Raw genomic sequence first — 24,172 nt, 5'->3', positions numbered from 1 at the left:
GTGGTGCCGCTATCCGGCCTTCCTGCCGCGCGCCGGCGCACGCACCGGCTTGTCGGCCTGCTTATCGGCCTTCTTGGGGGCTTCCTTCGCGGCGGCGGTCTTGCCGCCCTTGCCGGCGATCGGCAGCAGCATTTCGCGCTGACCCTCGACGCGCTTCTTCGGCTTCTTGGCCTTGCCGTTGACCTTGGCGGCGGGCGCGGCTTCCTTCTCGGTCGCGAGGCTCTTCTTGAGCGCGTCCATCAGGTTGATGACGTTGCCACCCGTCTTCGGCGCGGCCTTGGCGGCGAGCGGAACACCGCTGCGCTTCTTATTGATCAGGTCGATCAGCGCGGTCTCGTAGTGGTCCTCGAACAGCTCGGGCTCGAACGCGCCCGACTTCTTCTCGACGATGTGCTTGGCGAGGTCGAGCATGTCCTTGGTGAGCTTCACGTCCTGGATGTCGTCGAAATACTCCTTCTCGCTGCGCACCTCGTAGGGGTAGCGCAGCAGCGTGCCCATCAGACCGCTGTCGAGCGGCTCGAGCGCGATGATGTGCTCGCGGTTGGTCAGCACCACGCGGCCGATCGCGACCTTGTTCATGCTGCGGATGGTCTCGCGGATCACCGAATAGGCATCATGGCCGACCTTGCCGTCCGGCACGAGATAATAGGGGCGGATCAGATAGCGGTTGTCGATGTCGGCCTTGGGCACGAACTCATCGATCTCGATCGTGTGGGTCGATTCCAGCGCAATCTCGTCGAGCTCGTCCTTGGTGACCTCGACATAGGTGTCGGTGTCGACCTTGTAGCCCTTGACGATGTCGTCGGACGTGACCTCGTCGCCGGTCTCGGCGTCGACCTTGAGGTACTTGATCCGGTGGCCGGTCTTCCGGTTGATCTGGTTGAAGGAGACCTTCTCGGTATCCGAAGTGGCCGGATAGAGCGCGACCGGACAGGTCACGAGCGAGAGGCGCAAAAAACCCTTCCAGTTGGCACGGGGGGCCATGGGCTACTCCAAACGCAACAGGGACAGCCTGCGAAGATAACACCGGGGAACCGCGAATCATAGCAAGGCGCGGATTGGAATCTTGCAACGGCGTTAATCGCTGACCCTCTGGAAAGGGCCAGCCCGGAACATCGTTCGTGATCAAACGTTGCCCCGCACATCACGAGAGGCCGCGAGGAGGTCGCGGCATTTGGACGCGATACCCCGGCAATTGAGGGTTACCATGGCTACGAGACGCGACGATCGGATCATCGAGACATCGACCGAAGCGCGCCAGGGCGAGCCCGGTCCGTCGGTTGCAGCCTTGCTCACCGTCTCGACCGGACTTGCGATCCTGATCCTCGGCGTCATCTGGTTCGTGTTCTTCCGGACCTGAGCGCCCGCCGCCCGGCACGCGCGATCAGCGCTTCCGACTCGCCGAGGAACGCGGCAAATTGCGCCCGCCCTGCGGCCGGAGTAGCCCGGCCGCAGGGCGGGCGCCGTCGTGTCGGCCTCATGACAAAAAAGTAACATTTGCCAGTTCCCGGCGTTCATATTCAGTTCACGCCGGGATTGGTCATCTTGGCAGTAGATTCCGCAGTCCGTCCCTTTCGGACTATTCTTGGAGAGAAGCGTGCGCCTGCTTGTTGTTGAGGACGACCCCGATCTCAATCGCCAGCTCACCAAGGCGCTGGCCGACGCCGGTTACGTCGTCGACCGCGCCTTTGACGGGGAGGAGGGGCACTATCTCGGTGACAACGAGCCCTATGACGCCGTGGTGCTGGACATCGGCCTGCCCAAGAAGGACGGCATTTCGGTTCTGGAGGCCTGGCGGCGCAACGGCCGCACCATGCCGGTCCTGATCCTCACCGCGCGCGACCGCTGGAGCGACAAGGTCCAGGGCTTTGATGCTGGCGCCGACGACTATGTCGCAAAGCCCTTCCACCTCGAGGAGGTGCTGGCGCGCATCCGCGCGCTGCTGCGCCGCTCGGCCGGTCACGCCCAGAGCGAGCTGACCTGCGGGCCGGTGACGCTGGACACGCGAACCAACAAGGTGACCGTCTCCGGCAACCCCGTGAAGATGACCTCTCACGAGTACCGGCTGCTGCAATATCTCATGCACCATGCCGGCCGCGTGGTCTCCCGTACCGAACTCGTCGAGCATCTCTACGACCAGGATTTCGACCGCGACTCCAACACCATCGAGGTCTTTGTCGGCCGCATCCGCAAGAAGCTGGACGTCGATATCATCCAGACCGTCCGTGGCCTCGGCTATCTCCTGACCCCGCCAGCCGCTCCTGGTCCTTGACCGGGCACTTGACCGGGTACCTGACCTGGGACTTGACCGGGCGGCGCGGCCGGGGTCTTGGTCGCCTATGACCGTCTGCGACCACCTGCCGTCCTGCGCCTGCCGGGATCGATCCAATGCGCGCTAGCTCGCTTGCGACCCGCCTGTTCCTGTCGGCGACCGCGTGGCTGGTTGTGATCCTGGCCATCACCGGCGTGGTGCTGTCATCGGTCTACAAGAACGCCACCGAGCGCGCCTTCGACCGCCGGCTCAATCTCTATCTGCGCACGCTGATCGCCGAGGTGGCTACGCCCGACGAGCCGCCGGACCGCCAATTCCAGTCACTCGGCGAGCCGCTGTTCGAGCTGCCGTTGTCGGGCTGGTACTGGCAGATCACGCGCACGGACACCGAAAAGCCGGAAGTGCGCTCGTCGCGTTCGCTCTGGGACAAGAAGCTGCCCAAGCTGGAGGAGCAGGGCGTCGAGCTGATCGCGGCCGGCATCCGGCTCGGCTATGTCGACGGGCCGGAAGGCCAGACCTTGCGGATGGTGGAGCGGCCCGTCGATCTCGGCGCCGACGGCAAGTTCCTGGTCAGCGTCGCCGGCGATGCCACCGAGATTTTCGACGAGACGCGCAGCTTCGACTATTACCTCGGCGGCACATTCACGGCGCTCGGCATCGTGCTCCTGCTCACCACGATCTTCCAGGTGCGCTTCGGTCTTGCGCCATTGAAGCGCATTTCAGAGGCGATCGCCGACATCCGCTCCGGGCGTGCCGAGCGGCTGGAAGGCGAATTTCCCGTCGAGATCGCGCCGCTCGCGCGCGAGACCAATGCGCTGATCGAGGCCAATCGCGAGATCGTCGAGCGTGCGCGCACCCATGTCGGCAATCTCGCGCACGCGATCAAGACGCCGCTCTCGGTCATCGTCAACGAAGCCGGCGTGCATGCGGCCGATCCGTTCGCGGCCAAGGTCATGGAGCAGGCGGACGTCATGCGCGACCAACTCGCCCATCACCTGGAGCGCGCCCGCATCGCGGCCAGGGTGTCGATCGTAGGAACCGTGACGGAGGTGGCTCCGGCGATCGAGGCGCTGCGCCGGACCATGGAGAAGATCCATCGCGATCGCGGCATCGTCGTCGAAGCCAAGGCGGATTCCGCCGCGAAATTTCGCGGCGAGCGGCAGGATCTGGAAGAGATGGTCGGCAATCTCGTCGACAATGCCTGCAAATGGGCGGCCTCGCGCGTCTTCATCGAGGTGCTGGCGGACGCGCCCGGCAAGCCCGATACGGGACCACGCCTGCGGATCATCGTCGATGACGACGGTCGTGGCCTGTCCGAGGCCGAGCGGGCGCAGGTCGCGCGCAGGGGGCAGCGGCTCGACGAGTCCAAGCCGGGATCGGGCCTTGGACTGTCGATCGTCGTCGACCTCGCAGCGCTCTACGGCGGCAGCCTGACCCTCGGCGGCGCGCCGATCGGGGGCTTGCGGGCGGAGCTGGTTCTCCCAGGCATTTAGTCCTTGTTCCCGCGCGCCTTTTTCAGTTCTGTTAAGGCGGGTTCGACACAAAACGCAACACCGTTGGGCAACTTCCTAAACGCCTTCTTAACGCGCCACCTCCTATGATCGCGCCCGGACGCATCCCTCGTCCGCCACATGACCGTGCATTCCGGGCGCATGAGCCAGACATCGATCGAGCGGCTGAGAGACTATCTCGCGCAGCTCCCGCCGCAGTCGCAGGCGCTGCTGATGCGGGAGTTCGAGCGCGCGCTGGAGCGCGGCCAGGACACGGCGGTTGCCACCCTCGTGCTCGAGCAGCTGCGCAAGATCGTGCGCAAGACCGAGGTCGACGAAGACGTTGCGCCGCGCACGGAGGATCTGTCGCGGCTGCTTTACCAGCCGCTGGAACCGTTCCTCGTCGAGGCCGGCATTCCGATCCGCCTCGGACAGATCCGCCGCTCCTCGCTGCTTCCGATCTGGCAATGGCTCGGTCGCGATGGCGCCCCCGGCAAGGTGGGTGAGATCGACGCCGCGCTTTCGCGGCTGCCTGCCGGCGACAGCGGAGAGGCTCTGGCCCTGAAGATCCAGGCGGTCGCGGCCGACGCGATCTTCGAGCTGACGGGGCCCGGCGTCGGCGACAAGTCGCGCGCGCTCGCCCGCGTTGGCCCGCCCAATGTCATCGAGGACCTCTACGCGATCGGTGCCGTGCTCGGGGTTCGCGAGGCCATTGCGACCCTCAATGAGAAGCTGCCGCGGTTTCTGCGTGCCTTCGGCGATTCCCAGATCGCCTCCGTGACGGCCGCGCTCAACGTTCCCGTCCTCCAGACGCCGCAGATGCTGCCGTTTGTCCTGTCGATGGTGATCCAGCGGCTGACGGCGCCCTGGCAGATCGTTCGCCTCGCCATCAAGATGGCAGCCTCCGACGACGAGATCCGTGTTGCCGCGACGCCATTCGGCGTGGCGGTCACGATGGCCCTGCATGACCTGTCCTGTCTCGCCGCCATGCTGCGGCTGGACATCAAGCGGGGCCGTTTCGACAACATTGCCGAGAACCTCAAGGCGCTGCATGACGGCGTGCGCGGATTGCGTACCGAGCTCGATCTGCGTAACGATTCCGCCTGGGGCAAGCAGCTCACCTCGATCCGTGCCGATATCTCCAACGCGCTGCAATCGGAGATCGACAGCGTGCCGGGCCGTGTCCGCCGCATCCTGCGCCAGCGTGCGGAGAAGGACATTCCGCCGGGCGCCCGCGTCGACAGCACCGAGGTCGAGGAAACCGCCGCGCTGATCGACTTCGTCGCGACCTGCCGCAACTATGCCAGCGAGCTTGCGATCAACGAGGTGACGCTGCGCACCTATTCGGACCTCCAGCAATATGTGGAGCGGTCGACGGAGTCCCTGGTGCAGTCGCTGCGCGCCGCCGACCACAAGGTCCGGGCCTATCGTCAGCAGCAGATGGCCGCCGCCATCCGCTTCTGCGAAGTGCTGTTCGGCGACGATTACGCCTCGCTGATGAGCCGGGCGGCCGAAAGCGCGTTGACTGGCGAGCGCAAATCCTCGCGCGCCGTGTAAGTTTGGGGTATCAAAGCCTGCCTACAATTTATAGTTGACCTGGTTGGTGACGGAACGTACGGTCCGCGCGCAATTGGTCTGAATTTCTATTTGTGGGCGCATGAAACCTGTCATTAGCTTCGTGGAAATCGAGAACCGCGTGATTTCGGCGACCTATCGCAGAATGATGGTCAGGGCGAAGGTGGTGCTGGTCGAGAAGGCGAGTGGCCGGCAATTGCCTGACCCGGTCACGACGATTGCCTCTCCCGTTCCGGTCGGGGCGGTGCGGATCCGGCTGCCGGACACGGTGAAGCCGGGAACCTATTTCCTGAAGGCCCTGAACGGGCACGGCGAGGACGCGGCCCAGAGTGCGGATTTCGAGATCGCCTAAGCCGTTGGATTCCTTTCCTTTCGGCTCCATGCCTGGTCGCGCCAAATTGACAATTGTCAATTGCCGCCCCGCTTCAGCGTGGTGTAAAGCCAGCTGAGAGGCGCGAACGACGCGCTGCCGGAAGCTTGCCCGATGACGCTATGGTTCGTGTTCGCGCTGATGACGGTCGCGGCGATCTTCGCTGTGCTCTGGCCGCTCGGCCGTGCCGGCGGTGCGCCGAGCGGAGGCAGCGAGCTTGCCGTCTACAAGGACCAGCTTGCCGAAATCGAGCGCGATCTTGCCGCAGGCCTGATCGCCGCGCCGGAGGCGGAGGCTGCGCGGATCGAGATTGGCCGCCGGTTGTTGGCCGCAGCCGGCAGCGAGCCTGCGCCGGACGGCAAGTCGAGCTTGAACAAGTCGAGCCTGAAATGGCGCCGCGCGGCGGCCGTGCTGGCGCTGGTCGGCCTGCCGCTGGTGGCAATCCTCGTCTACATCCCGCTCGGCTCGCCGAGGCTGCACGACTTCCCGCTGGCGCAGCGTGATCGCGCGCCCGGCATGGCGCAGTCGCTCGAGAACATGGTGACGCAGGTCCAGCAACATCTCGAGAAAAATCCGACCGACGGCCGCGGCTGGAACGTGCTGGCACCGGTGCTGGAGCGGCTTGGCCGCTATGACGAAGCGGTGACGGCCTATCGAAATTCGCTCACCTATAACGGCGAGAGCGCCGAGCGGCGGTCTGATATCGGCGAGGCGCTGTCGGCTGCCGCCGGCGGCGTGGTGACGGCGGAAGCCAAGACCGAATTCGCGCGCGCCCAGGCGCTGAACGCCGACGATCCCAAAGCGAACTACTTCCTCGGCCTCGCGGCCGAGCAGGACGGTCGCAAGGACGACGCCGCCGCGATCTGGCGCGCGCTGCTGGCAAAGGCACCGGCGGATGCGCCGTGGCGCTCGCTGGTGCAATCCTCGCTCGCGCGCGTGGGGGGCGGCAGCACGGCGCCGGCGCTCTCGGACGAGACAATTGCAGCCGCCAAAGATATGAGCGAGGGCGACCGCGGCGCCATGATCCGCAGCATGGTCGACCGTCTGGCCACGCGGCTGAAGCAGAATGGCGACGATGTCGAGGGCTGGTTGCGCCTGGTGCGCGCCTATGTGGTGATGGGCGAGCGCGACAAGGCGAAGGGCGCATTGAGCGACGCGCGTCAAGCGGTCGCGGGCGACGCCGAGCGGTTGCGCCAGCTCAATGAAGGCCTCAAGAATCTCGGGCTCGACGGATGACGATCGCAGAAAGAGACCAGGCAAGAGATCCGGCATGACACGCAAGCAGCGACGTATGACCATCATCGGCGGCTCGCTCGCAGTGCTCGCGCTCGCGGCCGCGCTCGTACTCAATGCGCTGCGTGATTCCATCGTGTTCTTCTCGACCCCGACCATGGTCGCCGAGAAGCACATCGCGCCGGGCAAGCGGTTTCGCCTCGGCGGTCTGGTGCAGCCGGGCTCGCTGCAGCGTGGCGACAATCTCGCCGTGACCTTCGAAGTCGCCGACGGCAGCGCCAAACTGCCGGTCGCCTACAAGGGCATCCTGCCCGACCTGTTCCGCGAAGGGCAGGGGGTCGTCGCCGAAGGTGCGCTGGACGCGAGCGGCGTGTTCAAGGCCGACACGGTGCTTGCCAAGCATGACGAAACCTACATGCCCAAGGACGTGGCCGACGCCCTGAAGAAGCAGGGGCACTGGAAGGACGATTATGGCGCCAAGCCCGCGGCAACGACGGCGCAAGGCAATCCGCAGGGAGCGGTGCGGTGATCGCTGAATCCGGACACTACGCGCTGGTGCTCGCTCTGGGTCTTGCACTGATCCAGTCCTTCGTACCGCTGATCGGCGCACGGCTGCGCGACCCCGCACTGATGAACGTCGCGCGCTCCACGGCGCTGGCGCAATTGCTGTTCGTCGGCGCGTCTTTCGTCGCGCTCGTCGCCTTGCACGTCACCTCGGATTTCTCCGTCGCCAACGTCTACGAGAATTCCCACTCGATGAAGCCGCTGATCTACAAGATCACCGGCGTGTGGGGAAACCATGAAGGCTCGATGCTGCTGTGGGTGTCGATCCTGGCGCTGTTCGGCGGGCTCGTCGCCGCCTTCGGCAACAACCTGCCGCTGTCGCTGCGCGCCCATGTGCTCGCCGTGCAGGCCTGGGTCGCGAGCGCCTTCTACCTCTTCATCCTGATCACCTCGAATCCGTTCCTGCGTATCGCCAACCCGCCGATCGAGGGACGTGATCTCAACCCGGTGCTGCAGGATGTCGGCCTCGCCGTGCATCCGCCGATGCTCTATCTCGGCTATGTCGGCTTCTCGATCTCGTTCTCCTTCGCGATCGCAGCGCTGATCGAAGGTCGCATCGATGCCGCCTGGGCGCGCTGGGTGCGGCCGTGGACGCTCGTCGCCTGGATCTTCCTGACACTCGGCATCGCGATGGGCTCCTACTGGGCCTATTACGAGCTCGGCTGGGGCGGCTGGTGGTTCTGGGATCCCGTCGAGAATGCCTCGCTGATGCCGTGGCTCGCCGGCACCGCGCTGCTGCACTCGGCGCTGGTGATGGAGAAGCGCAACGCGCTCAAGGTCTGGACCATCCTGCTGTCGATCCTGACCTTCTCGCTGTCGCTGCTCGGAACCTTCCTGGTCCGCTCGGGCGTGCTCACCTCCGTACATGCCTTTGCCAGCGATCCCACGCGCGGCGTCTTCATCCTGCTGATCCTCTGCGTTTTCATCGGCGGCAGTCTGAGCCTCTATGCTGCGCGCGTGTCCTCGCTGAAGCAGGGCGGGCTGTTCGCGCCGATCTCGCGCGAGGGCGCGCTGGTGCTGAACAACCTCTTCCTCACCACGGCCTGTGCGACGGTGCTGGTCGGAACGCTCTATCCGCTCGGGCTGGAAGTTTTGACCGGCGAAAAGATCTCGGTCGGCGCGCCGTTCTTCAATCTCACCTTCGGGCCGCTGTTCGTGCCGCTGCTGATCGCCGTTCCCTTCGGCCCGATGCTGGCGTGGAAGCGTGGCGATCTGCTCGGCGCCGCGCAGCGACTGCTGGCCGCCGGTATCGTCGCGCTGCTGGCCCTGGCGCTGGTGTGGGCCTGGGCGCATGGCGGCAGCGCGCTTGCGCCTCCGGCCATCGCGCTCGCGGTGTTTGTCATCCTCGGCTCGGTGACCGATCTCGTCGAACGCGTCGGCCTGTTCCGCGTGCCGTTCGGAACGGCGGTGCGGCGTGCGCGCGGATTGCCTCGCTCGGCCTGGGGCACGGCCTTCGCGCATGCCGGCCTCGGCGTCGCGCTGATCGGCATTGTCTGCGAGACCACCTGGAACAGCGAATATATCGGCACCATGAAGCCGGACGATGTTGCGCACGTTGCCGGTTATGAATTGAAGCTCGACGGATTGTTCCAGCGGCAGGGTCCGAATTTCCGCGAGATGATCGCGCGGTTCGACGTCAGCCGTGATGGCGAGGCGCTCAGTGTCATGACGCCGTCGAAGCGGAGCTTCACCACCCGCGGCTCCTCGACCACGGAAGCTGCGCTTCTGACCCGCGGCGCGAGCCAGCTCTACATCTCGCTGGGCGACGTCACTGCGGAAGGCGCGATCGCGGTGCGAATCTATCACAAGCCGCTGGTGCTGCTCATCTGGTGGGGACCTGTGCTGATGGCGTTCGGCGGCGTGCTGTCGCTGTCTGACCGCCGCTTGCGGGTTGGCGCGCCAAAACCGGCGCGCGCGCAGCAGCGCTTGCAGCCGGCGGAGTGATCCGATGCGCCGGATGATCGCAGTGATCCTTGCACTTGCACTCTTGGGGCTGCCGGCGGCCTTTGCCGTGCAGCCCGACGAGATCATGGCGGATCCTGCGAAGGAGGCGCGCGCGCGCGAATTGTCGCGCGAGCTGCGCTGCATGGTCTGCCAGAACCAGTCGATCGACGACTCCGACGCGCCGCTCGCCCGCGACCTGCGCCTGTTGGTGCGCGAACGGATCGCGGCCGGCGACAGCAATTCCCAGGTGATCGATTTCCTGGTGGCGCGCTATGGCGAGTTCGTGTTGCTCAAGCCGCGCTTCGAGCGGCAGACCTTGCTGCTATGGCTGCTCACGCCGCTCGCATTGGGCGCGGGCGGTATCGCCCTCTGGCTTCAGATCCGGCGCCGCTCGCGAGGCGACGTAAATGTGCCGCCGCCGCTCACGCCCGACGAGGAAGCGAAGCTCGCAGCGCTGATGTCCGACGAGGCGAAATCGGGCTAGCGTTCGCGCTCCTCGAAGGGAACAAAAGGAAGCACCGCGCCGTTCGCGGAACTTCCTTAAGTTCCTGTGAAATCATGGTTTTTGGCCTGCGTTAAACTGCCGCAGGTATTTGCGGCTTCATTACAAAAGTTTAACCCCGCCGCCAGCGCGCCGTAAGGCGCAAATCCCCATCTTGAAGCCGTAAGGCGTTGCCTGCGCAGCGCCAAAAGAGATTCAAGGCCCTGGAGATCCCTGCATGACCGAACGCCCCGACCTTTCGTCCCTCCCGTCGTACCGGCAGCCCCGCCGGTCGCTGCTCGTTGCCCGCAAACTCGCGCTGATGGCCTCGGTGGTCGCCGGCCTGGGCGTTGCCGTCTATGGCTTCAGCCCGTCGACGTCGCCGTCCGACCTGTTCTCGAGTCCGGCGCATGCGCAGGTCAACACGGAGGTCCGCAAGGTCGAACGTCCGATCGGATTCGCCGACATCGTCGAGCGGGTCAAACCCTCGGTGATCTCGGTCAAGGTCAACATCAAGGAGAAGGCCGCGAGCAACGATGACGGTGATGATTCGCCGTTCCAGCCGGGCTCGCCGATGGAGCGCTTCTTCCGCCGCTTCGGCGGGCAGGACGGGATCCCGGGCATGCGCGGACCGCGCGGCGGCGGGCGTGCCGTCACCGGCCAGGGCTCGGGCTTCTTCATCTCGGCCGACGGCTTTGCCGTGACCAACAACCACGTGGTCGACGGCGCCGACAAGGTCGAGGTGACGACCGACGACGGCAAGACCTACAGCGCCAAGGTGATCGGCACCGACCAGCGCACCGACCTCGCCTTGATCAAGGTCGAGGGCGGCTCCAACTTCTCGTTCGCAAAGCTGTCCGACGGCAAGCCGCGGATCGGCGATTGGGTGCTGGCGGTCGGCAATCCCTTCGGCCTCGGCGGCACCGTGACCGCGGGCATTGTCTCGGCCAGCGGCCGCGACATCGGCAACGGTCCGTATGACGATTTCATCCAGATCGACGCGCCCGTGAACAAGGGCAACTCCGGCGGTCCGGCTTTCAACACCGACGGCGAGGTGATGGGCGTCAACACCGCGATCTACTCACCCTCCGGCGGCAGCGTCGGCATCGCCTTCTCGATTCCGGCCGCGACCGTGAAGAGCGTGGTGGCCCAGCTCAAGGACAAGGGCTCGGTCAGCCGCGGCTGGATCGGCGTGCAGATCCAGCCCGTGACCTCCGACATCGCCGACAGCCTCGGCATGAAGAAGGCCGAAGGCGCCCTGGTGGCGGAGCCGCAGGCCAACGGTCCGGCGGCGAAGGCCGGCATCGAGTCCGGCGACGTCATCACCTCGGTCAACGGCGAGTCCGTCAAGGATGCCCGTGAGCTTGCCCGCACCATCGGTGGCATGGCGCCCGGTGCGACCGTGAAGCTCAACGTGCTGCACAAGGGCCAGGACAAGGTCGTGAACCTCACCCTCGGCCAATTGCCGAACACGGTGGAGGCCAAGGCCGACACTGACAACGACAACAGCAAGGCGCCGACCCGCGGCACCGACGTGCCGAAGCTCGGCATGACGGTTGCCCCGGCCAACAGCGTGGCTGGCGCCGGCAAGGACGGCGTCGTGGTTACCGAGGTCGATCCGAAGAGCGCCGCGGCCGAGAGCGGCTTCAAGGAAGGCGACGTGATTCTCGAGGTCGCCGGCAAGAGCGTGAGCACCGCCGGCGACGTGCGTGACGCGATCAACGCGGCGCGCACCGACAACAAGAACAGCGTCCTGATGCGCGTGAAGAGCGGCGGCCAGTCGCGCTTCGTCGCAGTCCCCCTCGCCAAGGGCTGAGGATCAGGAGTTACGAGATGAAGGGAGCCGCCGGCATTAGTCGCCCCCGCCGCGGGCCCCCTTCAGGGGGGCGGAGCAACACCGCTTCCCCAACCTACCTTCCGGTGGAATACGCCCCCCTCCGTCGGAAGGGCCTAAGGGCGGTGAGGTCCCCCAGCTTCACCGCCCGCTCTTTTCCCGGTTCGAGAATCTTCCGCTCCGCTTGCATGCGATTGCCGACCGCGCCATGTTGACAGAAGGGCTGACCTCCTTGACCGCCGCCGACCGCACGATGCGCCTCCTCATCATCGAAGACGACCGCGAATCTGCCGATTATCTCGTCAAGGCGTTTCGCGAAGTCGGTCACATCGCCGACCACGCCTCTGACGGCGAGGAAGGCCTCGCCATGGCCGAGAGCGGCGATTACGACGTGCTGGTGGTCGACCGCATGCTGCCCAAGCGCGACGGCCTGTCGCTGATCGGCGCCCTGCGCGAAAAGGGCGATTCGTCGCCGGTGCTGATTCTCTCCGCGCTCGGCCAGGTCGACGACCGCATCAAGGGCCTGCGTGCCGGCGGCGACGATTATCTGCCGAAACCGTACTCGTTCGCCGAGTTGCTCGCGCGCGTCGAGGTGCTGTCGCGCCGGCGCGGCGGTCCCGCCGAGGATACGGTCTATCGCGTCGGCGATCTCGAGCTCGACCGGCTCTCCCATCGCGTCGCCCGCGGCAAGGACGAGCTGACGCTTCAGCCGCGCGAGTTCCGGCTGCTCGAATATCTGATGAAGCATGCAGGGCAGGTGGTGACGCGCACCATGCTCCTGGAGAACGTCTGGGACTATCATTTCGATCCGCAAACCAACGTGATCGACGTGCACATCTCGCGGCTGCGCTCCAAGATCGACAAGGGGTTCGATCGGCCGCTGCTGCACACGATCCGCGGCGCGGGGTACATGATCCGTGACGGCATTCGGTAAGCTGATACGAACGACCGCGTTCCGGTTGACGCTGGTCTACCTGTTCCTGTTCGCGATCTTTGCCGCATCGCTGCTCGGCTATTTCGCCTGGAATACGCGGCGGCTGATCACGGAAGAGATCACCCAGACGGTGAATGCGGAGACTTCGGAGATCAACGAGATCTACGGTCTCCGCGGCATGTTCGGCCTCGTGCGGGCGATCGAATATCGGGCGTTGCGGCCGGGCGCCAACCTCTATCTCGTGACCTCGCCGGCGGGCCAGGCGATCGCCGGCAATGTCGGCTCGCTGGCGCCGGGCGTGATGGCGACGCGCGGCTGGTCGGAGACCGCGTACCGGCGTATCGAGGATACCGATGACCGCGACCATCGCGCGCTCGTGCGCGTCACCGAATTGGAAAACGGCTTCCGCCTATTGATCGGCCGCGACCTCGCCGAGCGGCGGCGCCTGTTCGGCATCGTCGCCAAGGCCGCACAATGGTCGATCCTGATCGTCGTCGTGCTCGGCCTCGGCGGTGGCATCTTCGTCGCGCGCCGGGTGCTCACGCGCATTGACGCGATGAGCGGCACGGCGCATCGCATCATGACCGGCGATCTCAGTGAACGTTTGCCTGTGGGACGCAGCGGCGACGAGCTCGACAGGCTCGCGGAAAACCTCAACGCCATGCTGGAGCGGATCGAGGCGCTGATGGTGGGGCTGAAGGAAGTCTCCGACAACATCGCCCATGACTTGAAGACACCGCTGACGCGCCTGCGCAACCGCGCCGAGGAGGCGCTGGCGAAATCGGGCTGCGAGGCTGACTACCGCGCGGCGCTGGAGCGGACCATCGAGGAATCGGACGGGCTGATCCGCACCTTCAATGCGCTGCTGATGATCGCGCGCGCCGAATCCGGCCAAGCGCGCGGCAACATGGACGATTTCGACGCCTCCGATGTCGCCGGCGGCATCCACGAGCTCTACGAGCCGCTCGCCGAGGACGACGGCATGACGTTGAAGGTGAAGGCTGAGCCGACGCCGGTCCACGGCAATCGCGAGCTGATCAGCCAGGCGCTCGCCAATCTGGTCGAGAACGCGATCAAATATGGCAAGCCGGTCGCGCAGTCCGCTGGAACCGTGGTCAGCATGGACAGCCGCCAGATCCTCATCGAGGCTCGGCGCGAGGGCGATCACGTGCTGCTCAGCGTCACCGATCGCGGCCCCGGAATTCCGGAAGGTGATCGCAAGCACGCCGTGGAGCGTTTCGTGCGGCTCGAGGCGAGCCGGACGCTGCCGGGCTCGGGCCTGGGCCTCAGCCTTGCCGCCGCGGTTGCAACGCTGCATGGCGGTGAGCTGAAGTTGGGCGATGCCCATCCGGGCCTCATCGCCACGCTGGTCCTGCCCGCCCGCGCCGGGGCCGGCGAGAGGGTTGCTCCTCCAATACCGGATGTGCCACAGAAGGTGGCATGAATCTCTCCGCGCCGGGAAACGCGGACAAGCATGGTGGAAGTCTGGCCGCGCGCTTCGCGGAAGGTCCCCATATTGCCGCTTCCGCCACCGCCGAACAGCGTCTTCGTGACTGGCTCGCCGAGCTCGAGCCGCAGCAGGCTGCTGCGATCGCGGCGCTGCTCGATCGTCCCTTCGTTCGTCCGATCCTGGCCGGCATCGCGGAATTCTCGCCCTATCTGTTCGAGTTGATCCGCGGCGATCCGGCGCGGCTGATCCGGCTGCTGGCGTGCGATCCCGATGCACATCTGGCATCGCTGATCGACGACGCCAGACGCGCCGTGCTCGCCGCCATCGAGGAAGCCGAGGTGATGCGGCTGCTCCGCCGCATGAAGTCGGAGGCGGCGCTCTTGATCGCGCTCTGCGACATCGGCGGCGTTTGGCCGGTGATGCGGGTGACGGCGGCGTTGACCGACGTCGCGGTGTCGTCGGTCCAGACCGCGCTCCGGTTCCTGCTGCGGCAGGACGCCGCACGCGGCAAGCTGCTGCCGGCCAATCCGGAAGAAGCTCCGGAAGAAGGTTGCGGCCTGATCGTGCTGGCGATGGGCAAGATGGGCGCGGGCGAGCTGAATTATTCCAGCGACATCGACCTGATCGTGTTCTTTGATCCCGACGCGACGACGCTTGCGTCCGACATCGAGCCGCAGCCCTTCTTCGTGCGGGTGACGCAGGGGCTCGCGCGCCTGCTGCAACAGCGCACCTATGACGGCTACGTGTTCCGCGTCGATCTGCGGCTGCGGCCCGATCCGTCCTCGACGCAAGTTGCGATCTCGCGCGACGCAGCGCTGCATTACTACGAGCGGGAAGGGCGTACCTGGGAGCGTGCGGCCATGATCAAGGCTCGCGCCTGCGCCGGCGACCTGAAAGCCGGCGAAGCGCTGCTAGCCGACATCGCGCCGTTCGTCTGGCGCAAGCATCTCGACTTCGCCGCGCTCGCCGACGTTCACGACATGAAGCGGCAGATGCAGACCTATCGCGGCCAGAGCGAGGTCGCGGTCGAAGGCCATAACGTGAAGGTGGGGCGTGGCGGTATCCGCGAGATCGAGTTCTTCGCCCAGACCCAGCAATTGATCGCCGGGGGCCGTCATCCGGGATTGCGGGTGCGGCCGACGCTGACCGCCCTCGACGTGCTCGCCAGCAGCAACTGGATCACCAACCAGGCCCGCGATGAGCTGACCGCCGCCTACCACTTCCTGCGCCGGGTCGAGCATCGCCTCCAGATGATCGCCGACGAGCAGACCCATGCCTTGCCTGACGACAAGGAGGCCGTGGAGCGCCTGGCGTGGTTCTATGGCTATGAGAGTCGCGAGGCCTTTGCGTGCGACCTCTTGCGTCAGCTCGGGATCGTACAGGGTCATTACGAGAAACTGTTCGAGGGCGATCCGACCGGCACGGCAAAGCTGCCGGCGATTGATTACGGCACCGGCCCCGACGATCCGCGCCTGTTGCAGCAGCTGTTGACGCTCGGCTTCAAGAAGCCCGCCGCCGTCGCACAGACGGTGCGCGACTGGATCACCGGCGACTACCGCGTGTTCCGTAACGAGGCGACCCGTGGCGCCTTCGTCGAATTCGTACCGGCCCTGATCGACGGCCTTGCCCATGCCGAGGAGCCGGACCGCGCGGTCGCAGCGTTCGACCATTTCCTCCAGGCCTTGCAGCGCGGCGGTCGGCTGATCACGCTGCTCAGCCAGAACCGCGATCTCGTTGCCCTCGTGGCGCTGGTGCTGGGCGCCGCGCCCCGGCTCGGCGAGATGCTGGCGCGGCAGCCGCAATTGATGGATGGCCTGATCGATCCGCGCTTCTTCGGCGCAATGCCGGACCAGCGGGAGTTGTCCGCGCGGCTTGCAGCCACGGTGCGAGATGCCGATTCCTACGAGGAGTTCCTCGACCGGCTGCGCCTGTTCGGACAGGAGAGCCTGTTCCTGATCGGCACGCGCATCCTTTCGGGCACAGTTTCTGCGCAACAGGCGAGTACCGCCTTCGCCGACGTCGCGGAGGGCATCGTGCACACCGTGCACGGGCTGGTCGCAGATCGCTTTGCCAGCCAGCATGGCCGGATCAAGGGGCAGGAGACAGCGATCGTCGCCATGGGCCGGCTCGGCAGCCGCGAGATGACGGCGTCGTCCGATCTCGACCTGATCCTGCTCTATGATTTCGACGGCGAGAATCCGGATTCAGACGGACCAAAGTCGCTCCAGGGCGCGCATTATTTCGCGCGCTTCACCCAGCGCCTGATCAGCGCCTTCACGACGCGGACCAATTACGGCGTGCTCTACGACATCGACATGCGGCTGCGTCCCTCGGGGCGTGCAGGCCCGGTGGCCTCCAGCGCCGCCTCCTTCGCCGACTATCAGGCCCACGAAGCCTGGACCTGGGAGCACATGGCGCTGACGCGCGCACGCGTCGTGTCGGCTTCGCCGGAGTTTCGGGAGCGGATCGAGGCCGTCATCCGCGAGGTGCTGACGCGGCGGCGCGATCCCGTCACGATTGCCAACGACGTCGCCGACATGCGTCGCGCGATCGCGCAGGAGAAGGGCGAGACCGACTATTGGGACCTCAAATATGCCGCCGGAGGCATGGTCGATATCGACTTCATCGCGCAATATCTCCAGCTCGTCCACGCGCATGACAAGCCGGGGATTCTCGACGTTTCGACCATGCAGGTGCTGGAGAACGCCGCAAGGCTCGGCGTGCTGGCGCAGTCGGAGACCGAGATCCTGCGCGCGGCAGCGCGGCTTTACCACGATCTGACCCAGATCCTGCGCCTCTGCGTCAGCGACCGCTTCAAGCCGGAGACCGCCGGTGTCGACCTTCAGCGGGTGTTGGCGCGGGCAGGCGACGCGCCGGATTTCTCATCGCTCGAAGCGCGCGTGAAGGAGACGCAGAGCGAGGTGCGGCGCGTGTTCAGGGCGCTGTTGGAAGGGCAGTAGCCTCTTTTAGCGATGCGATGGCCTCGCGAACATCAGGCTCCAGCCCGGCGCCGCCGGCGTCGAGATGCGCGAAGATCGCGCGCTTCATCCGGGGATCCCAGAACTTCTTGATGTGCTCGGCGATCCCCGGCACGGCCTTGTCGTGCCCCTGGCTCTGGAAGAACTTGCCGATCTGGTTGGCCATGTAGATCAAGCGGTCAGGCGACATCGGCAACCTCCGTGGCACGGCAGGCCACGCGGCCGCCATGCGTGAACACTTCGAACCCGTCCTGCCGGGCGATGGCAACCAGCGTGATGCCGGCGGCTTCCGCGGTGCGCACGGCAAGCGCGGTGGGCGCGGAGACCGCGACCATCACCGGTGCGCCGATCGCGGCCGTCTTTTGCACCATCTCCACCGAAACGCGGCTGGTCAGCAGCACCATGCCGCCGCTCGCATCCGTGCGGCTGCGGGCCAGCGCGCCGGCGAGCTTGTCGAGCGCGTTATGGCGGCCGACATCCTCGCGCAGCGCGACGATGCCGCGGGCAGGGGACCAGAACGCGGCGGCATGCACGGCGCGGGTCTGCATGTTGATCGCTTGCAGGGGAGCAATGCCCTGCATCGCCGTCACGATCTGCTCCGGCGTGAAGGTTTGCCCCTGTGGCACGACCGCCGCAGGACGCACGGCTTCCGCAATCGACTCGATGCCGCAGATGCCGCAGCCTGTGGGCCCAGCGATGTGGCGGCGCCGCTCGCTCGTGCGTCCGGCATCCTCCGAGGCCAGCCACATCCGGAGCTCGATTCCGTCATCGAGGCGAACGACATCGAGCGACTGGATGTCGTCGGCGGATTTCACGATGCCTTCGCTCAGGCTGAAGCCGACGGCGAAGTCTTCGAGATTTTGCGGCGTTCCCATCATGACGGCATAGGTGCCGCCATTGTAGGTCAGCGCGATCGGCGTCTCCTCCGGGACGTGCCGTGTCCCGCCGGAGGCCGCTCCGTCGCGCCAGCTCTCACGATCGATCGCCTGGACCGCCACGTGCATGGGCCTACTCCGCAGCCTCGGCCGGCGCGATGCGACGCGAATGCCGCGCCTGCGCGTCATAGGCCTTCTGCCAGTCGGACGGTCCGTTGGACGGCGAGATCTGCACCGCCGTGACCTTGTACTCCGGACAGTTGGTGGCCCAGTCCGAATAGTCGGTCGTGATGACGTTGGCCTGCGTGTCCGGATGGTGGAAGGTGGTGTAGACCACGCCCGGCGCGACGCGGTCGGTGATCTCCGCGCGCAGCGTGGTTTCACCGGCGCGGCTCTTCAGCCGCACCCAGTCGCCGTCGCGCACGCCGCGCTGCTCGGCGTCGTGCGGATGGATTTCGAGCCGGTCTTCAGCGTGCCAGACCACGTTGTCGGTGCGGCGGGTCTGCGCGCCGACATTGTACTGGCTGAGGATGCGGCCGGTGGTCAGCAGCAGCGGATAGCGCGGGCCGGTGCGCTCGTCGGTCGCGACATATTCGGTGACGACAAACTTGCCCTTGCCGCGGACGAAGCCGTCGATATGCATCACCGGCGTGCCCTCGGGCGCCTTCTCGTTGCAGGGCCACTGCACCGAGCCGAGTTCGTCGAGCCTGGCGTAGGAGACGCCGGCAAAGGTCGGCGTCAGCTCTGCGATCTCGTCCATGATCTCGGAGGGGTGTTTGTAGTTCATCTCGAAGCCCATCGCCTTCGCCAGCCCGATGGTGACCTCCCAATCCGCAAGGCCGTTCTTCGGCGTCATCACCTTGCGCACGCGCTGGATGCGGCGCTCGGCGTTGGTGAAGGTGCCGTCCTTCTCGAGGAAGCTCGAGCCGGGCAGGAAGACATGGGCGTAGTTGGCGGTCTCGTTGAGGAAGAGGTCGTGGACGATGACGCATTCCATGGCCGAGAGCGCCGCCACTACGTGCGACGTGTTCGGATCGGATTGCAGGATGTCCTCGCCCTGCACGTAGATCCCCATGAACGTGCCTTCGACCGCAGCATCGAACATATTGGGAATGCGCAGGCCCGGCTCGGGATTGAGCTTGACGTTCCACATCGCCTCGAACTGGTCGCGCACGGCATCGCCTGAGATGTGGCGATAGCCCGGCAATTCATGCGGGAACGAGCCCATGTCGCAGGAGCCCTGCACGTTGTTCTGGCCGCGCAGCGGGTTCACGCCGACGCCGGGGCGGCCGATATTGCCGGTCGCCATCGCGAGGTTGGCGATCGCGATCACCGTGGTCGAGCCCTGGCTGTGCTCGGTAACGCCGAGCCCGTAATAGATCGCGCCGTTGCCGCCGGTGGCGTAAGTGCGCGCGGCTTCGCGCAGCGCCTTGGGATCGACGCCGGTCAGGATCGCGGTGGCTTCCGGGCTGTTGTTCGGCTGCGCGACGAACGCCGCCCATTCCTCGAACTCGCTCCAGTCGCAGCGCTCGCGCACGAAGGCCTCGTTGACGAGCCCCTCGGTAACGATGACATGCGCCAGCGCCGTCATGACCGCGACGTTGGTGCCGGGCATCAGCGGCAGATGCAGCGCCTTCACGTGAGGCGATTCCACCATCTCGGTGCGGCGTGGATCGATCACGATCAGCTTGGCGCCCTGCCGCAGCCGCTTCTTCAGGCGCGAAGCGAACACGGGGTGGGCGGAGGCCGGATTGGCGCCGATGACGACGGCGACGTCGGTATCCTCGACGGAGTCGAAATCCTGCGTGCCGGCGGAGGTGCCGAAGGTGGTGGCGAGGCCATAGCCGGTCGGCGAATGGCAGACGCGGGCGCAGGTGTCGACATTGTTGTTGCCGAAACCGGCGCGGATCAGCTTCTGCACCAGATAGGTCTCTTCATTGGTGCAGCGGGACGAGGTGATGCCGCCGATGGCGTCGCGGCCGTATTTCGCCTGGATGCCGCGCATCTTCGCTGCGGCGAAGGAGAACGCTTCATCCCACGACACTTCGCGCCAGGGATCCTCGATCCGGTCGCGGATCATCGGCTTGAGGATGCGTTCCTTGTGGTTGGTGTAGCCCCAGGCGAAGCGGCCTTTGACGCAGGAATGGCCGCGATTGGCCTTGCCGTCCTTCCACGGCACCATGCGCACGACTTCCTCGCCGCGCATCTCGGCCTTGAAGGCGCAGCCGACGCCGCAATAGGCGCAGGTGGTGACGACGGAGTGCTCGGGCTGGCCGATCTCGATCACCGACTTTTCCGTCAGCGTCGCGGTCGGACAGGCTTGCACGCAGGCGCCACAGGAGACGCATTCGGAGCCGAGGAAGCTCTCGCTCATGCCCGGTGAAACGCGGCTGTCGAAGCCGCGGCCCGAGATCGTCAGCGCGAAGGTGCCTTGCACCTCCTCGCAGGCGCGGACGCAGCGCGAGCAGACGATGCACTTGGAGGGATCGTAGGTGAAGTAGGGATTGGACTCGTCCTTCGGCATCCAGGCGGCGTTGACCTCGCCGTTGGACTTGGCGAAGACGTGGTTCTCGCCCTCATAGCCGTAGCGCACCTCGCGCAGGCCGACGGCACCGGCCATGTCCTGCAATTCGCAATCGCCGTTCGCGCCGCAGGTGAGGCAGTCGAGCGGATGGTCGGAGATGTAGAGCTCCATCACGCCCTTGCGCAGCTTCTTCAGTCGCTCGGTCTGGGTGTGCACGACGAGGCCGTTCATCACCGGCGTGGTGCAGGAGGCCGGCGTGCCGGCGCGGCCCTCGATCTCGACGACGCAAAGTCGGCACGAGCCGAATGCATCGACCATGTCGGTCGCGCAGAGTTTTGGGATCTGGTGGCCGGCGTCCATCGCGGCACGCATGATCGAGGTGCCCTCGGGCACCGTGACCTCATTGCCGTCGATGGTCAGCGTGACCATCGTTTCCGATTTCGAGCGCGGCGTGCCGAAGTCGATTTCTTCGATCAGAGACATCGTTGTTCTCCTATTCCGCGGCCTGAAGGGTGGCCGGTGCCGGGCCAAAATCTTCCCGGAAATGTTTCAGGGCACTCAGCACGGGGTAGGGCGTGAAGCCGCCGAGTGCGCAGAGCGAGCCGAATTTCATGGTGTTGCAGAGGTCCTCGACGAGCGCGAGGTTTTCGCTCACGCGCTCGCCGCGCATGATCTTCTCGATGGTCTCGACGCCGCGGGTCGAACCGATCCGGCACGGCGTGCACTTGCCGCAGGATTCGATGGCGCAGAACTCCATTGCGAAGCGCGCCTGCTTGCGCATGTCGACGCTGTCGTCGAACACGACGATGCCGCCATGGCCGATCAGGCCGTCGCGGGCGGCGAAAGCCTCGTAATCGAACGGCGTGTCGAACAGCGCACGGGGGAAGTAGGCGCCGAGCGGACCGCCGACCTGCACCGCGCGGACCGGACGGCCCGTAAACGTGCCGCCGCCGATGTCATCGACGAGCTCGCCGAGCGTCACGCCGAACGCCGTCTCGAACAGTCCGCCATGGCGGATGTTGCCGGCGAGCTGGATCGGCATCGTGCCGCGCGAGCGGCCCATGCCGAAATCTGCATAGGCCTTCGCGCCTTCGGCAAGGATGAAGGGGACGGCTGCGAACGACAGCACGTTGTTGATGACCGTCGGCTTGCCGAACAGGCCGTGATGGGCCGGCAGCGGCGGCTTTGCGCGCACGATGCCCCGACGGCCTTCGAGGCTCTCCAGCAGCGAGGTCTCCTCGCCGCAGACATAGGCGCCGGCACCGACGCGCACCTCGAGATCGAAGCTTTGGGTAGACCCGCCGATATTCGCGCCGAGATAGCCGCCGCGCTTGGCCGTCGCGATCGCCGCGTTCATCGCCTCGACGGCGTGCGGATATTCGCTGCGGATGTAGATGTAGCCTTTGGTCGCGCCGACCGTGATCGCCGCGATGGTCATGCCCTCGATGACCAGGAAGGGATCGCCCTCCATGATCATGCGGTCGGCGAAGGTGCCGCTGTCGCCTTCGTCGGCGTTGCAGACGATGAATTTGCGGTCCGCCTTGGCTTGCGCGACCGTCTTCCACTTGATGCCGGTCGGGAAGCCGGCGCCGCCGCGGCCGCGCAGTCCGGACGCGGTCACTTCGTTGAGGATTGCATCCGGGCCGAGCGAGAGCGCGCGCTCCAGGCCCTTGTAACCGCCATGGGCGCGGTAATCCTCGAGCGAGCGCGGATCGATCACGCCGCAGCGGGTGAAGGTGAGCCGGGTCTGGCGCTTGAGCCAGGGCATCTCGTCCGCGACGCCGAGCCTCAGGGGGTGCTGTCCGTTGCTCGCCATGGAATCGAACACGGAGGAGACATCCTCCGGGCTGACCGGTCCGTACGCGACACGACCCTTGAGGGTCGCCACCTCGACCATCGGCTCCAGCCAGCACAGTCCGCGTGAGCCGGTCCTGACGATCTCGATCGGCTGGCCGCGCTTCTCCGCAGCCTGCTCGAACGCTGTAGCCACATCGTCGGCGCCGACGGCAATCGCAGCCGCATCGCGGGGAACGAATATCCGCATCTTCATCGCTGTGCCTCCGCAACCAGCGCATCGAGGCGCTTCTCATCGAGCCGGCCGACGAGGCGGCCATCAAGCATTGCGGACGGGGCAGTCGCGCAGAGGCCGAGGCAGTAGATCGGCTCCAGCGTCACCCGGTCATCGGCGGTGGTGTTGCCCAGGCAGACGCCGAGCTTCGCCTCGGCGCGTGCGGCCAGCGCATCGCCGCCAGCTGCCTGGCAGGCTTCCGCGCGGCAGAGTTTGAGGACGTGGCGGCCGGCGGGCTTGTGGCGGAAATCGTGGTAGAAGGTAAACACGCCATGAACCTCGGCGCGCGACAGGTTGAGCGCCTGCGCGACCATCGGGATGGCGGCTTCCGGGACATAGCCGAAGGCCTCTTGCAGGGCATGGAGGATAACCAGCGTCGCGCCCTCCTGTCCGGCATGTTCGGCGATGATCTCAGCGCCGCGCGTTTCGTCCCAAGGCTCGTGAATCCCCGTCATTCTTCATTCTCAATCAGAGGGTGACCGACCTCTCCATGAGTATTTGGAATCGTTCAAGAATCAATAAAGCTGTCTCATGCTGCGATCGGGAATTCGCATCGATCGGTCGTTGCAATTGGGTGATACGAAAATCGAATGATTGTGCCCGCCGCGGCCCGTTTTCGCGTGTTGGAGGGAGCTGGCCGTGATAGCTTGCATGCCACGACAGAATCCCGGGGGAATAGCGGTTGCTCGACAAGCTTGAACTTCTGCTGGCGCTCGCCAAGGAGCGGCATTTCGGACGCGCCGCGGAGGCCTGCGGCGTCACCCAGCCGACGATGTCGACCGGGCTGAAGCAGCTCGAGGAGATTCTCGGCGTCATGCTGGTCCAGCGCGGCTCGCGCTTCCAGGGCTTTACGCCCGAAGGCGAGCGGGCGCTCGACTGGGCGCGGCGCATCGTCGGTGACGCCCGCGCCATGCGCGACGAGATCAACGGGCTGAAGCACAAGCTCTCCGGCGAGATCCGCATCGCGGCGATCCCGACCGCGCTCGGCATGGTGGCCTCGCTGACGACGCCATTCCGCGCCAAGCATCCGGAGGTGCGTTTCCGCATCCAGTCGACCACGTCGTCCGAGGTGCTGGGGCTTCTCGAAAATCTCGAGGTTGATGCCGGGCTGACCTATATCGAGAACGAGCCGATCGGCAAGGTGCGCACCATCCCGCTCTACAACGAGAGCTATCGCCTCCTGACCGCGCCGGATGCGATGTTCGGCGACCGCGAGACAGTGACCTGGGCGGAGGTCGGCAAGGTGCCGCTCTGCCTCCTGACGCCGGACATGCAGAACCGCCGCATCATCGACCGCGCGTTGCGCTCGGTGAATGCCGAGGCGACGCCGACGTTGACGTCGAACTCGCTGCTGGTGCTGTTCACCCATGTGAAGACCGGGCGCTGGGCGAGCGTGATGCCGGCGAAGCTTGCCGAGACGCTCGGTCTTGCCGATACCGTCCGCTCGATCCCGATCATCGATCCCGAGGTCAACTACAGCATTGGCCTCGTGATCCCGCAGCGCGACCCGATGACGCCGCTGATCGCCGCGCTCGTCAACGTCGCGCGCGAGGTTGCGCCGACGCTGCGATCCTGATCGG

20 protein-coding genes are annotated in these 24,172 nt (G+C 65.9%); 14 read left to right on the top strand and 6 right to left on the bottom strand.

The window, feature by feature from the left end; genetic code table 11:
• Positions 1-9: 9 nt before the first annotated feature.
• Positions 10-984 carry a Ku protein gene (locus NLM33_RS11940; protein WP_254096237.1) on the bottom strand — a complete coding sequence of 325 codons (975 nt, stop codon included), beginning with the start codon at positions 982-984 and terminating at the stop codon, positions 10-12.
• Between the two features lie 223 nt (positions 985-1,207).
• Here NLM33_RS11940 and NLM33_RS11935 point away from each other — a divergent pair, with 223 nt between their 5' ends.
• From NLM33_RS11935 to NLM33_RS11875, 13 genes are all read left to right on the top strand, one after another.
• Positions 1,208-1,360 (top strand): hypothetical protein, encoded by a 153-nt coding sequence (locus NLM33_RS11935; RefSeq protein WP_254096236.1) that lies wholly within the window; start codon positions 1,208-1,210, stop codon positions 1,358-1,360.
• A gap of 237 nt (positions 1,361-1,597) precedes the next feature.
• A complete protein-coding gene (locus NLM33_RS11930) occupies positions 1,598-2,272 on the top strand; it encodes a response regulator transcription factor (protein WP_254096235.1) in 675 nt (224 codons plus the stop codon).
• Positions 2,273-2,388: 116 nt separating this feature from the next.
• Positions 2,389-3,765 carry a sensor histidine kinase gene (locus NLM33_RS11925; protein WP_254096234.1) on the top strand — a complete coding sequence of 459 codons (1,377 nt, stop codon included), beginning with the start codon at positions 2,389-2,391 and terminating at the stop codon, positions 3,763-3,765.
• Between the two features lie 159 nt (positions 3,766-3,924).
• A complete protein-coding gene (locus NLM33_RS11920) occupies positions 3,925-5,319 on the top strand; it encodes a hypothetical protein (RefSeq protein ID WP_254096233.1) in 1,395 nt (464 codons plus the stop codon).
• A 100-nt stretch (positions 5,320-5,419) separates the two neighbouring features.
• Complete coding sequence (locus tag NLM33_RS11915) at positions 5,420-5,689, top strand: hypothetical protein (RefSeq protein ID WP_254096232.1); 270 nt, start codon at positions 5,420-5,422, stop codon at positions 5,687-5,689.
• 132 nt (positions 5,690-5,821) lie between these two features.
• The gene (gene ccmI, locus NLM33_RS11910; RefSeq protein WP_254096231.1) at positions 5,822-6,943 is read left to right on the top strand and encodes a c-type cytochrome biogenesis protein CcmI; all 1,122 of its coding nucleotides are present in this window, start codon (positions 5,822-5,824) and stop codon (positions 6,941-6,943) included.
• Between the two features lie 34 nt (positions 6,944-6,977).
• Positions 6,978-7,469, top strand: a complete 492-nt coding sequence (gene ccmE, locus NLM33_RS11905) for a cytochrome c maturation protein CcmE (RefSeq protein ID WP_254096230.1) — start codon at positions 6,978-6,980, stop codon at positions 7,467-7,469.
• Positions 7,466-9,448 (top strand): heme lyase CcmF/NrfE family subunit, encoded by a 1,983-nt coding sequence (locus NLM33_RS11900; RefSeq protein WP_254096229.1) that lies wholly within the window; start codon positions 7,466-7,468, stop codon positions 9,446-9,448. The genes ccmE and NLM33_RS11900 overlap by 4 nt, the downstream gene beginning before the upstream one ends.
• A gap of 4 nt (positions 9,449-9,452) precedes the next feature.
• The gene (locus NLM33_RS11895) at positions 9,453-9,932 is read left to right on the top strand and encodes a cytochrome c-type biogenesis protein (RefSeq protein ID WP_254096228.1); all 480 of its coding nucleotides are present in this window, start codon (positions 9,453-9,455) and stop codon (positions 9,930-9,932) included.
• Between the two features lie 235 nt (positions 9,933-10,167).
• Positions 10,168-11,745, top strand: a complete 1,578-nt coding sequence (locus tag NLM33_RS11890) for a Do family serine endopeptidase (RefSeq protein ID WP_254096227.1) — start codon at positions 10,168-10,170, stop codon at positions 11,743-11,745.
• 271 nt (positions 11,746-12,016) lie between these two features.
• Positions 12,017-12,697 carry a response regulator transcription factor gene (locus NLM33_RS11885; protein ID WP_254105763.1) on the top strand — a complete coding sequence of 227 codons (681 nt, stop codon included), beginning with the start codon at positions 12,017-12,019 and terminating at the stop codon, positions 12,695-12,697.
• Positions 12,681-14,141: an ATP-binding protein gene (locus NLM33_RS11880; protein WP_254096226.1), complete on the top strand. Its 1,461-nt coding sequence runs from the start codon at positions 12,681-12,683 to the stop codon at positions 14,139-14,141. Before NLM33_RS11885 ends, NLM33_RS11880 begins: the two co-directional genes overlap by 17 nt.
• A complete protein-coding gene (locus NLM33_RS11875) occupies positions 14,138-17,107 on the top strand; it encodes a bifunctional [glutamine synthetase] adenylyltransferase/[glutamine synthetase]-adenylyl-L-tyrosine phosphorylase (RefSeq protein ID WP_254096225.1) in 2,970 nt (989 codons plus the stop codon). The genes NLM33_RS11880 and NLM33_RS11875 overlap by 4 nt, the downstream gene beginning before the upstream one ends.
• Here the strand turns inward: NLM33_RS11875 and NLM33_RS11870 are convergent.
• The 5 genes from NLM33_RS11870 to NLM33_RS11850 are packed head-to-tail and all read right to left on the bottom strand — an operon-like array spanning position 17,082 to position 23,047.
• Positions 17,082-17,315: a formate dehydrogenase subunit delta gene (locus NLM33_RS11870; protein ID WP_254096224.1), complete on the bottom strand. Its 234-nt coding sequence runs from the start codon at positions 17,313-17,315 to the stop codon at positions 17,082-17,084. The two genes, NLM33_RS11875 and NLM33_RS11870, sit on opposite strands and share 26 nt — an antisense overlap.
• A complete protein-coding gene (gene fdhD, locus NLM33_RS11865; RefSeq protein WP_254096223.1) occupies positions 17,305-18,129 on the bottom strand; it encodes a formate dehydrogenase accessory sulfurtransferase FdhD in 825 nt (274 codons plus the stop codon). Before fdhD ends, NLM33_RS11870 begins: the two co-directional genes overlap by 11 nt.
• Before the next feature lie 4 nt (positions 18,130-18,133).
• Positions 18,134-21,007: a formate dehydrogenase subunit alpha gene (gene fdhF / locus NLM33_RS11860; RefSeq protein WP_254096222.1), complete on the bottom strand. Its 2,874-nt coding sequence runs from the start codon at positions 21,005-21,007 to the stop codon at positions 18,134-18,136.
• 10 nt (positions 21,008-21,017) lie between these two features.
• Positions 21,018-22,574 carry an NADH-quinone oxidoreductase subunit NuoF gene (locus NLM33_RS11855; protein ID WP_254096221.1) on the bottom strand — a complete coding sequence of 519 codons (1,557 nt, stop codon included), beginning with the start codon at positions 22,572-22,574 and terminating at the stop codon, positions 21,018-21,020.
• Complete coding sequence (locus NLM33_RS11850; RefSeq protein WP_254096220.1) at positions 22,571-23,047, bottom strand: formate dehydrogenase subunit gamma; 477 nt, start codon at positions 23,045-23,047, stop codon at positions 22,571-22,573. The genes NLM33_RS11855 and NLM33_RS11850 overlap by 4 nt, the downstream gene beginning before the upstream one ends.
• 227 nt (positions 23,048-23,274) lie before the next feature.
• On the opposite strand from NLM33_RS11850, the gene NLM33_RS11845 reads away from it, so the two are divergent.
• The gene (locus tag NLM33_RS11845) at positions 23,275-24,168 is read left to right on the top strand and encodes a LysR family transcriptional regulator (protein WP_254096219.1); all 894 of its coding nucleotides are present in this window, start codon (positions 23,275-23,277) and stop codon (positions 24,166-24,168) included.
• Positions 24,169-24,172: the final 4 nt, after the last annotated feature.

Origin of the sequence: Bradyrhizobium sp. CCGUVB1N3, from assembly GCF_024199925.1 — a bacterium.
Classification (GTDB): domain Bacteria; phylum Pseudomonadota; class Alphaproteobacteria; order Rhizobiales; family Xanthobacteraceae; genus Bradyrhizobium.
This window is presented reverse-complemented; position numbering and strand designations above follow the sequence as displayed.

What these genes read in the sequence shown, in the direction of transcription:
- NLM33_RS11925 (WP_254096234.1), top strand. Translation starts at nt 2,389, where the DNA reads ATGCGCGCTAGCTCGCTTGCGACCCGCCTGTTCCTGTCGGCGACCGCG.
- NLM33_RS11885 (WP_254105763.1), top strand. Translation starts at nt 12,017, where the DNA reads ATGCGCCTCCTCATCATCGAAGACGACCGCGAATCTGCCGATTATCTC.
- NLM33_RS11890 (WP_254096227.1), top strand. Translation starts at nt 10,168, where the DNA reads ATGACCGAACGCCCCGACCTTTCGTCCCTCCCGTCGTACCGGCAGCCC.
- NLM33_RS11855 (WP_254096221.1), bottom strand. Translation starts at nt 22,574, where the DNA reads ATGAAGATGCGGATATTCGTTCCCCGCGATGCGGCTGCGATTGCCGTC.
- NLM33_RS11870 (WP_254096224.1), bottom strand. Translation starts at nt 17,315, where the DNA reads ATGTCGCCTGACCGCTTGATCTACATGGCCAACCAGATCGGCAAGTTC.
- NLM33_RS11940 (WP_254096237.1), bottom strand. Translation starts at nt 984, where the DNA reads ATGGCCCCCCGTGCCAACTGGAAGGGTTTTTTGCGCCTCTCGCTCGTG.
- NLM33_RS11915 (WP_254096232.1), top strand. Translation starts at nt 5,420, where the DNA reads ATGAAACCTGTCATTAGCTTCGTGGAAATCGAGAACCGCGTGATTTCG.
- ccmE (WP_254096230.1), top strand. Translation starts at nt 6,978, where the DNA reads ATGACACGCAAGCAGCGACGTATGACCATCATCGGCGGCTCGCTCGCA.
- NLM33_RS11875 (WP_254096225.1), top strand. Translation starts at nt 14,138, where the DNA reads ATGAATCTCTCCGCGCCGGGAAACGCGGACAAGCATGGTGGAAGTCTG.
- NLM33_RS11920 (WP_254096233.1), top strand. Translation starts at nt 3,925, where the DNA reads ATGAGCCAGACATCGATCGAGCGGCTGAGAGACTATCTCGCGCAGCTC.
- NLM33_RS11935 (WP_254096236.1), top strand. Translation starts at nt 1,208, where the DNA reads ATGGCTACGAGACGCGACGATCGGATCATCGAGACATCGACCGAAGCG.
- NLM33_RS11895 (WP_254096228.1), top strand. Translation starts at nt 9,453, where the DNA reads ATGCGCCGGATGATCGCAGTGATCCTTGCACTTGCACTCTTGGGGCTG.
- NLM33_RS11850 (WP_254096220.1), bottom strand. Translation starts at nt 23,047, where the DNA reads ATGACGGGGATTCACGAGCCTTGGGACGAAACGCGCGGCGCTGAGATC.
- fdhD (WP_254096223.1), bottom strand. Translation starts at nt 18,129, where the DNA reads ATGCACGTGGCGGTCCAGGCGATCGATCGTGAGAGCTGGCGCGACGGA.
- ccmI (WP_254096231.1), top strand. Translation starts at nt 5,822, where the DNA reads ATGACGCTATGGTTCGTGTTCGCGCTGATGACGGTCGCGGCGATCTTC.
- fdhF (WP_254096222.1), bottom strand. Translation starts at nt 21,007, where the DNA reads ATGTCTCTGATCGAAGAAATCGACTTCGGCACGCCGCGCTCGAAATCG.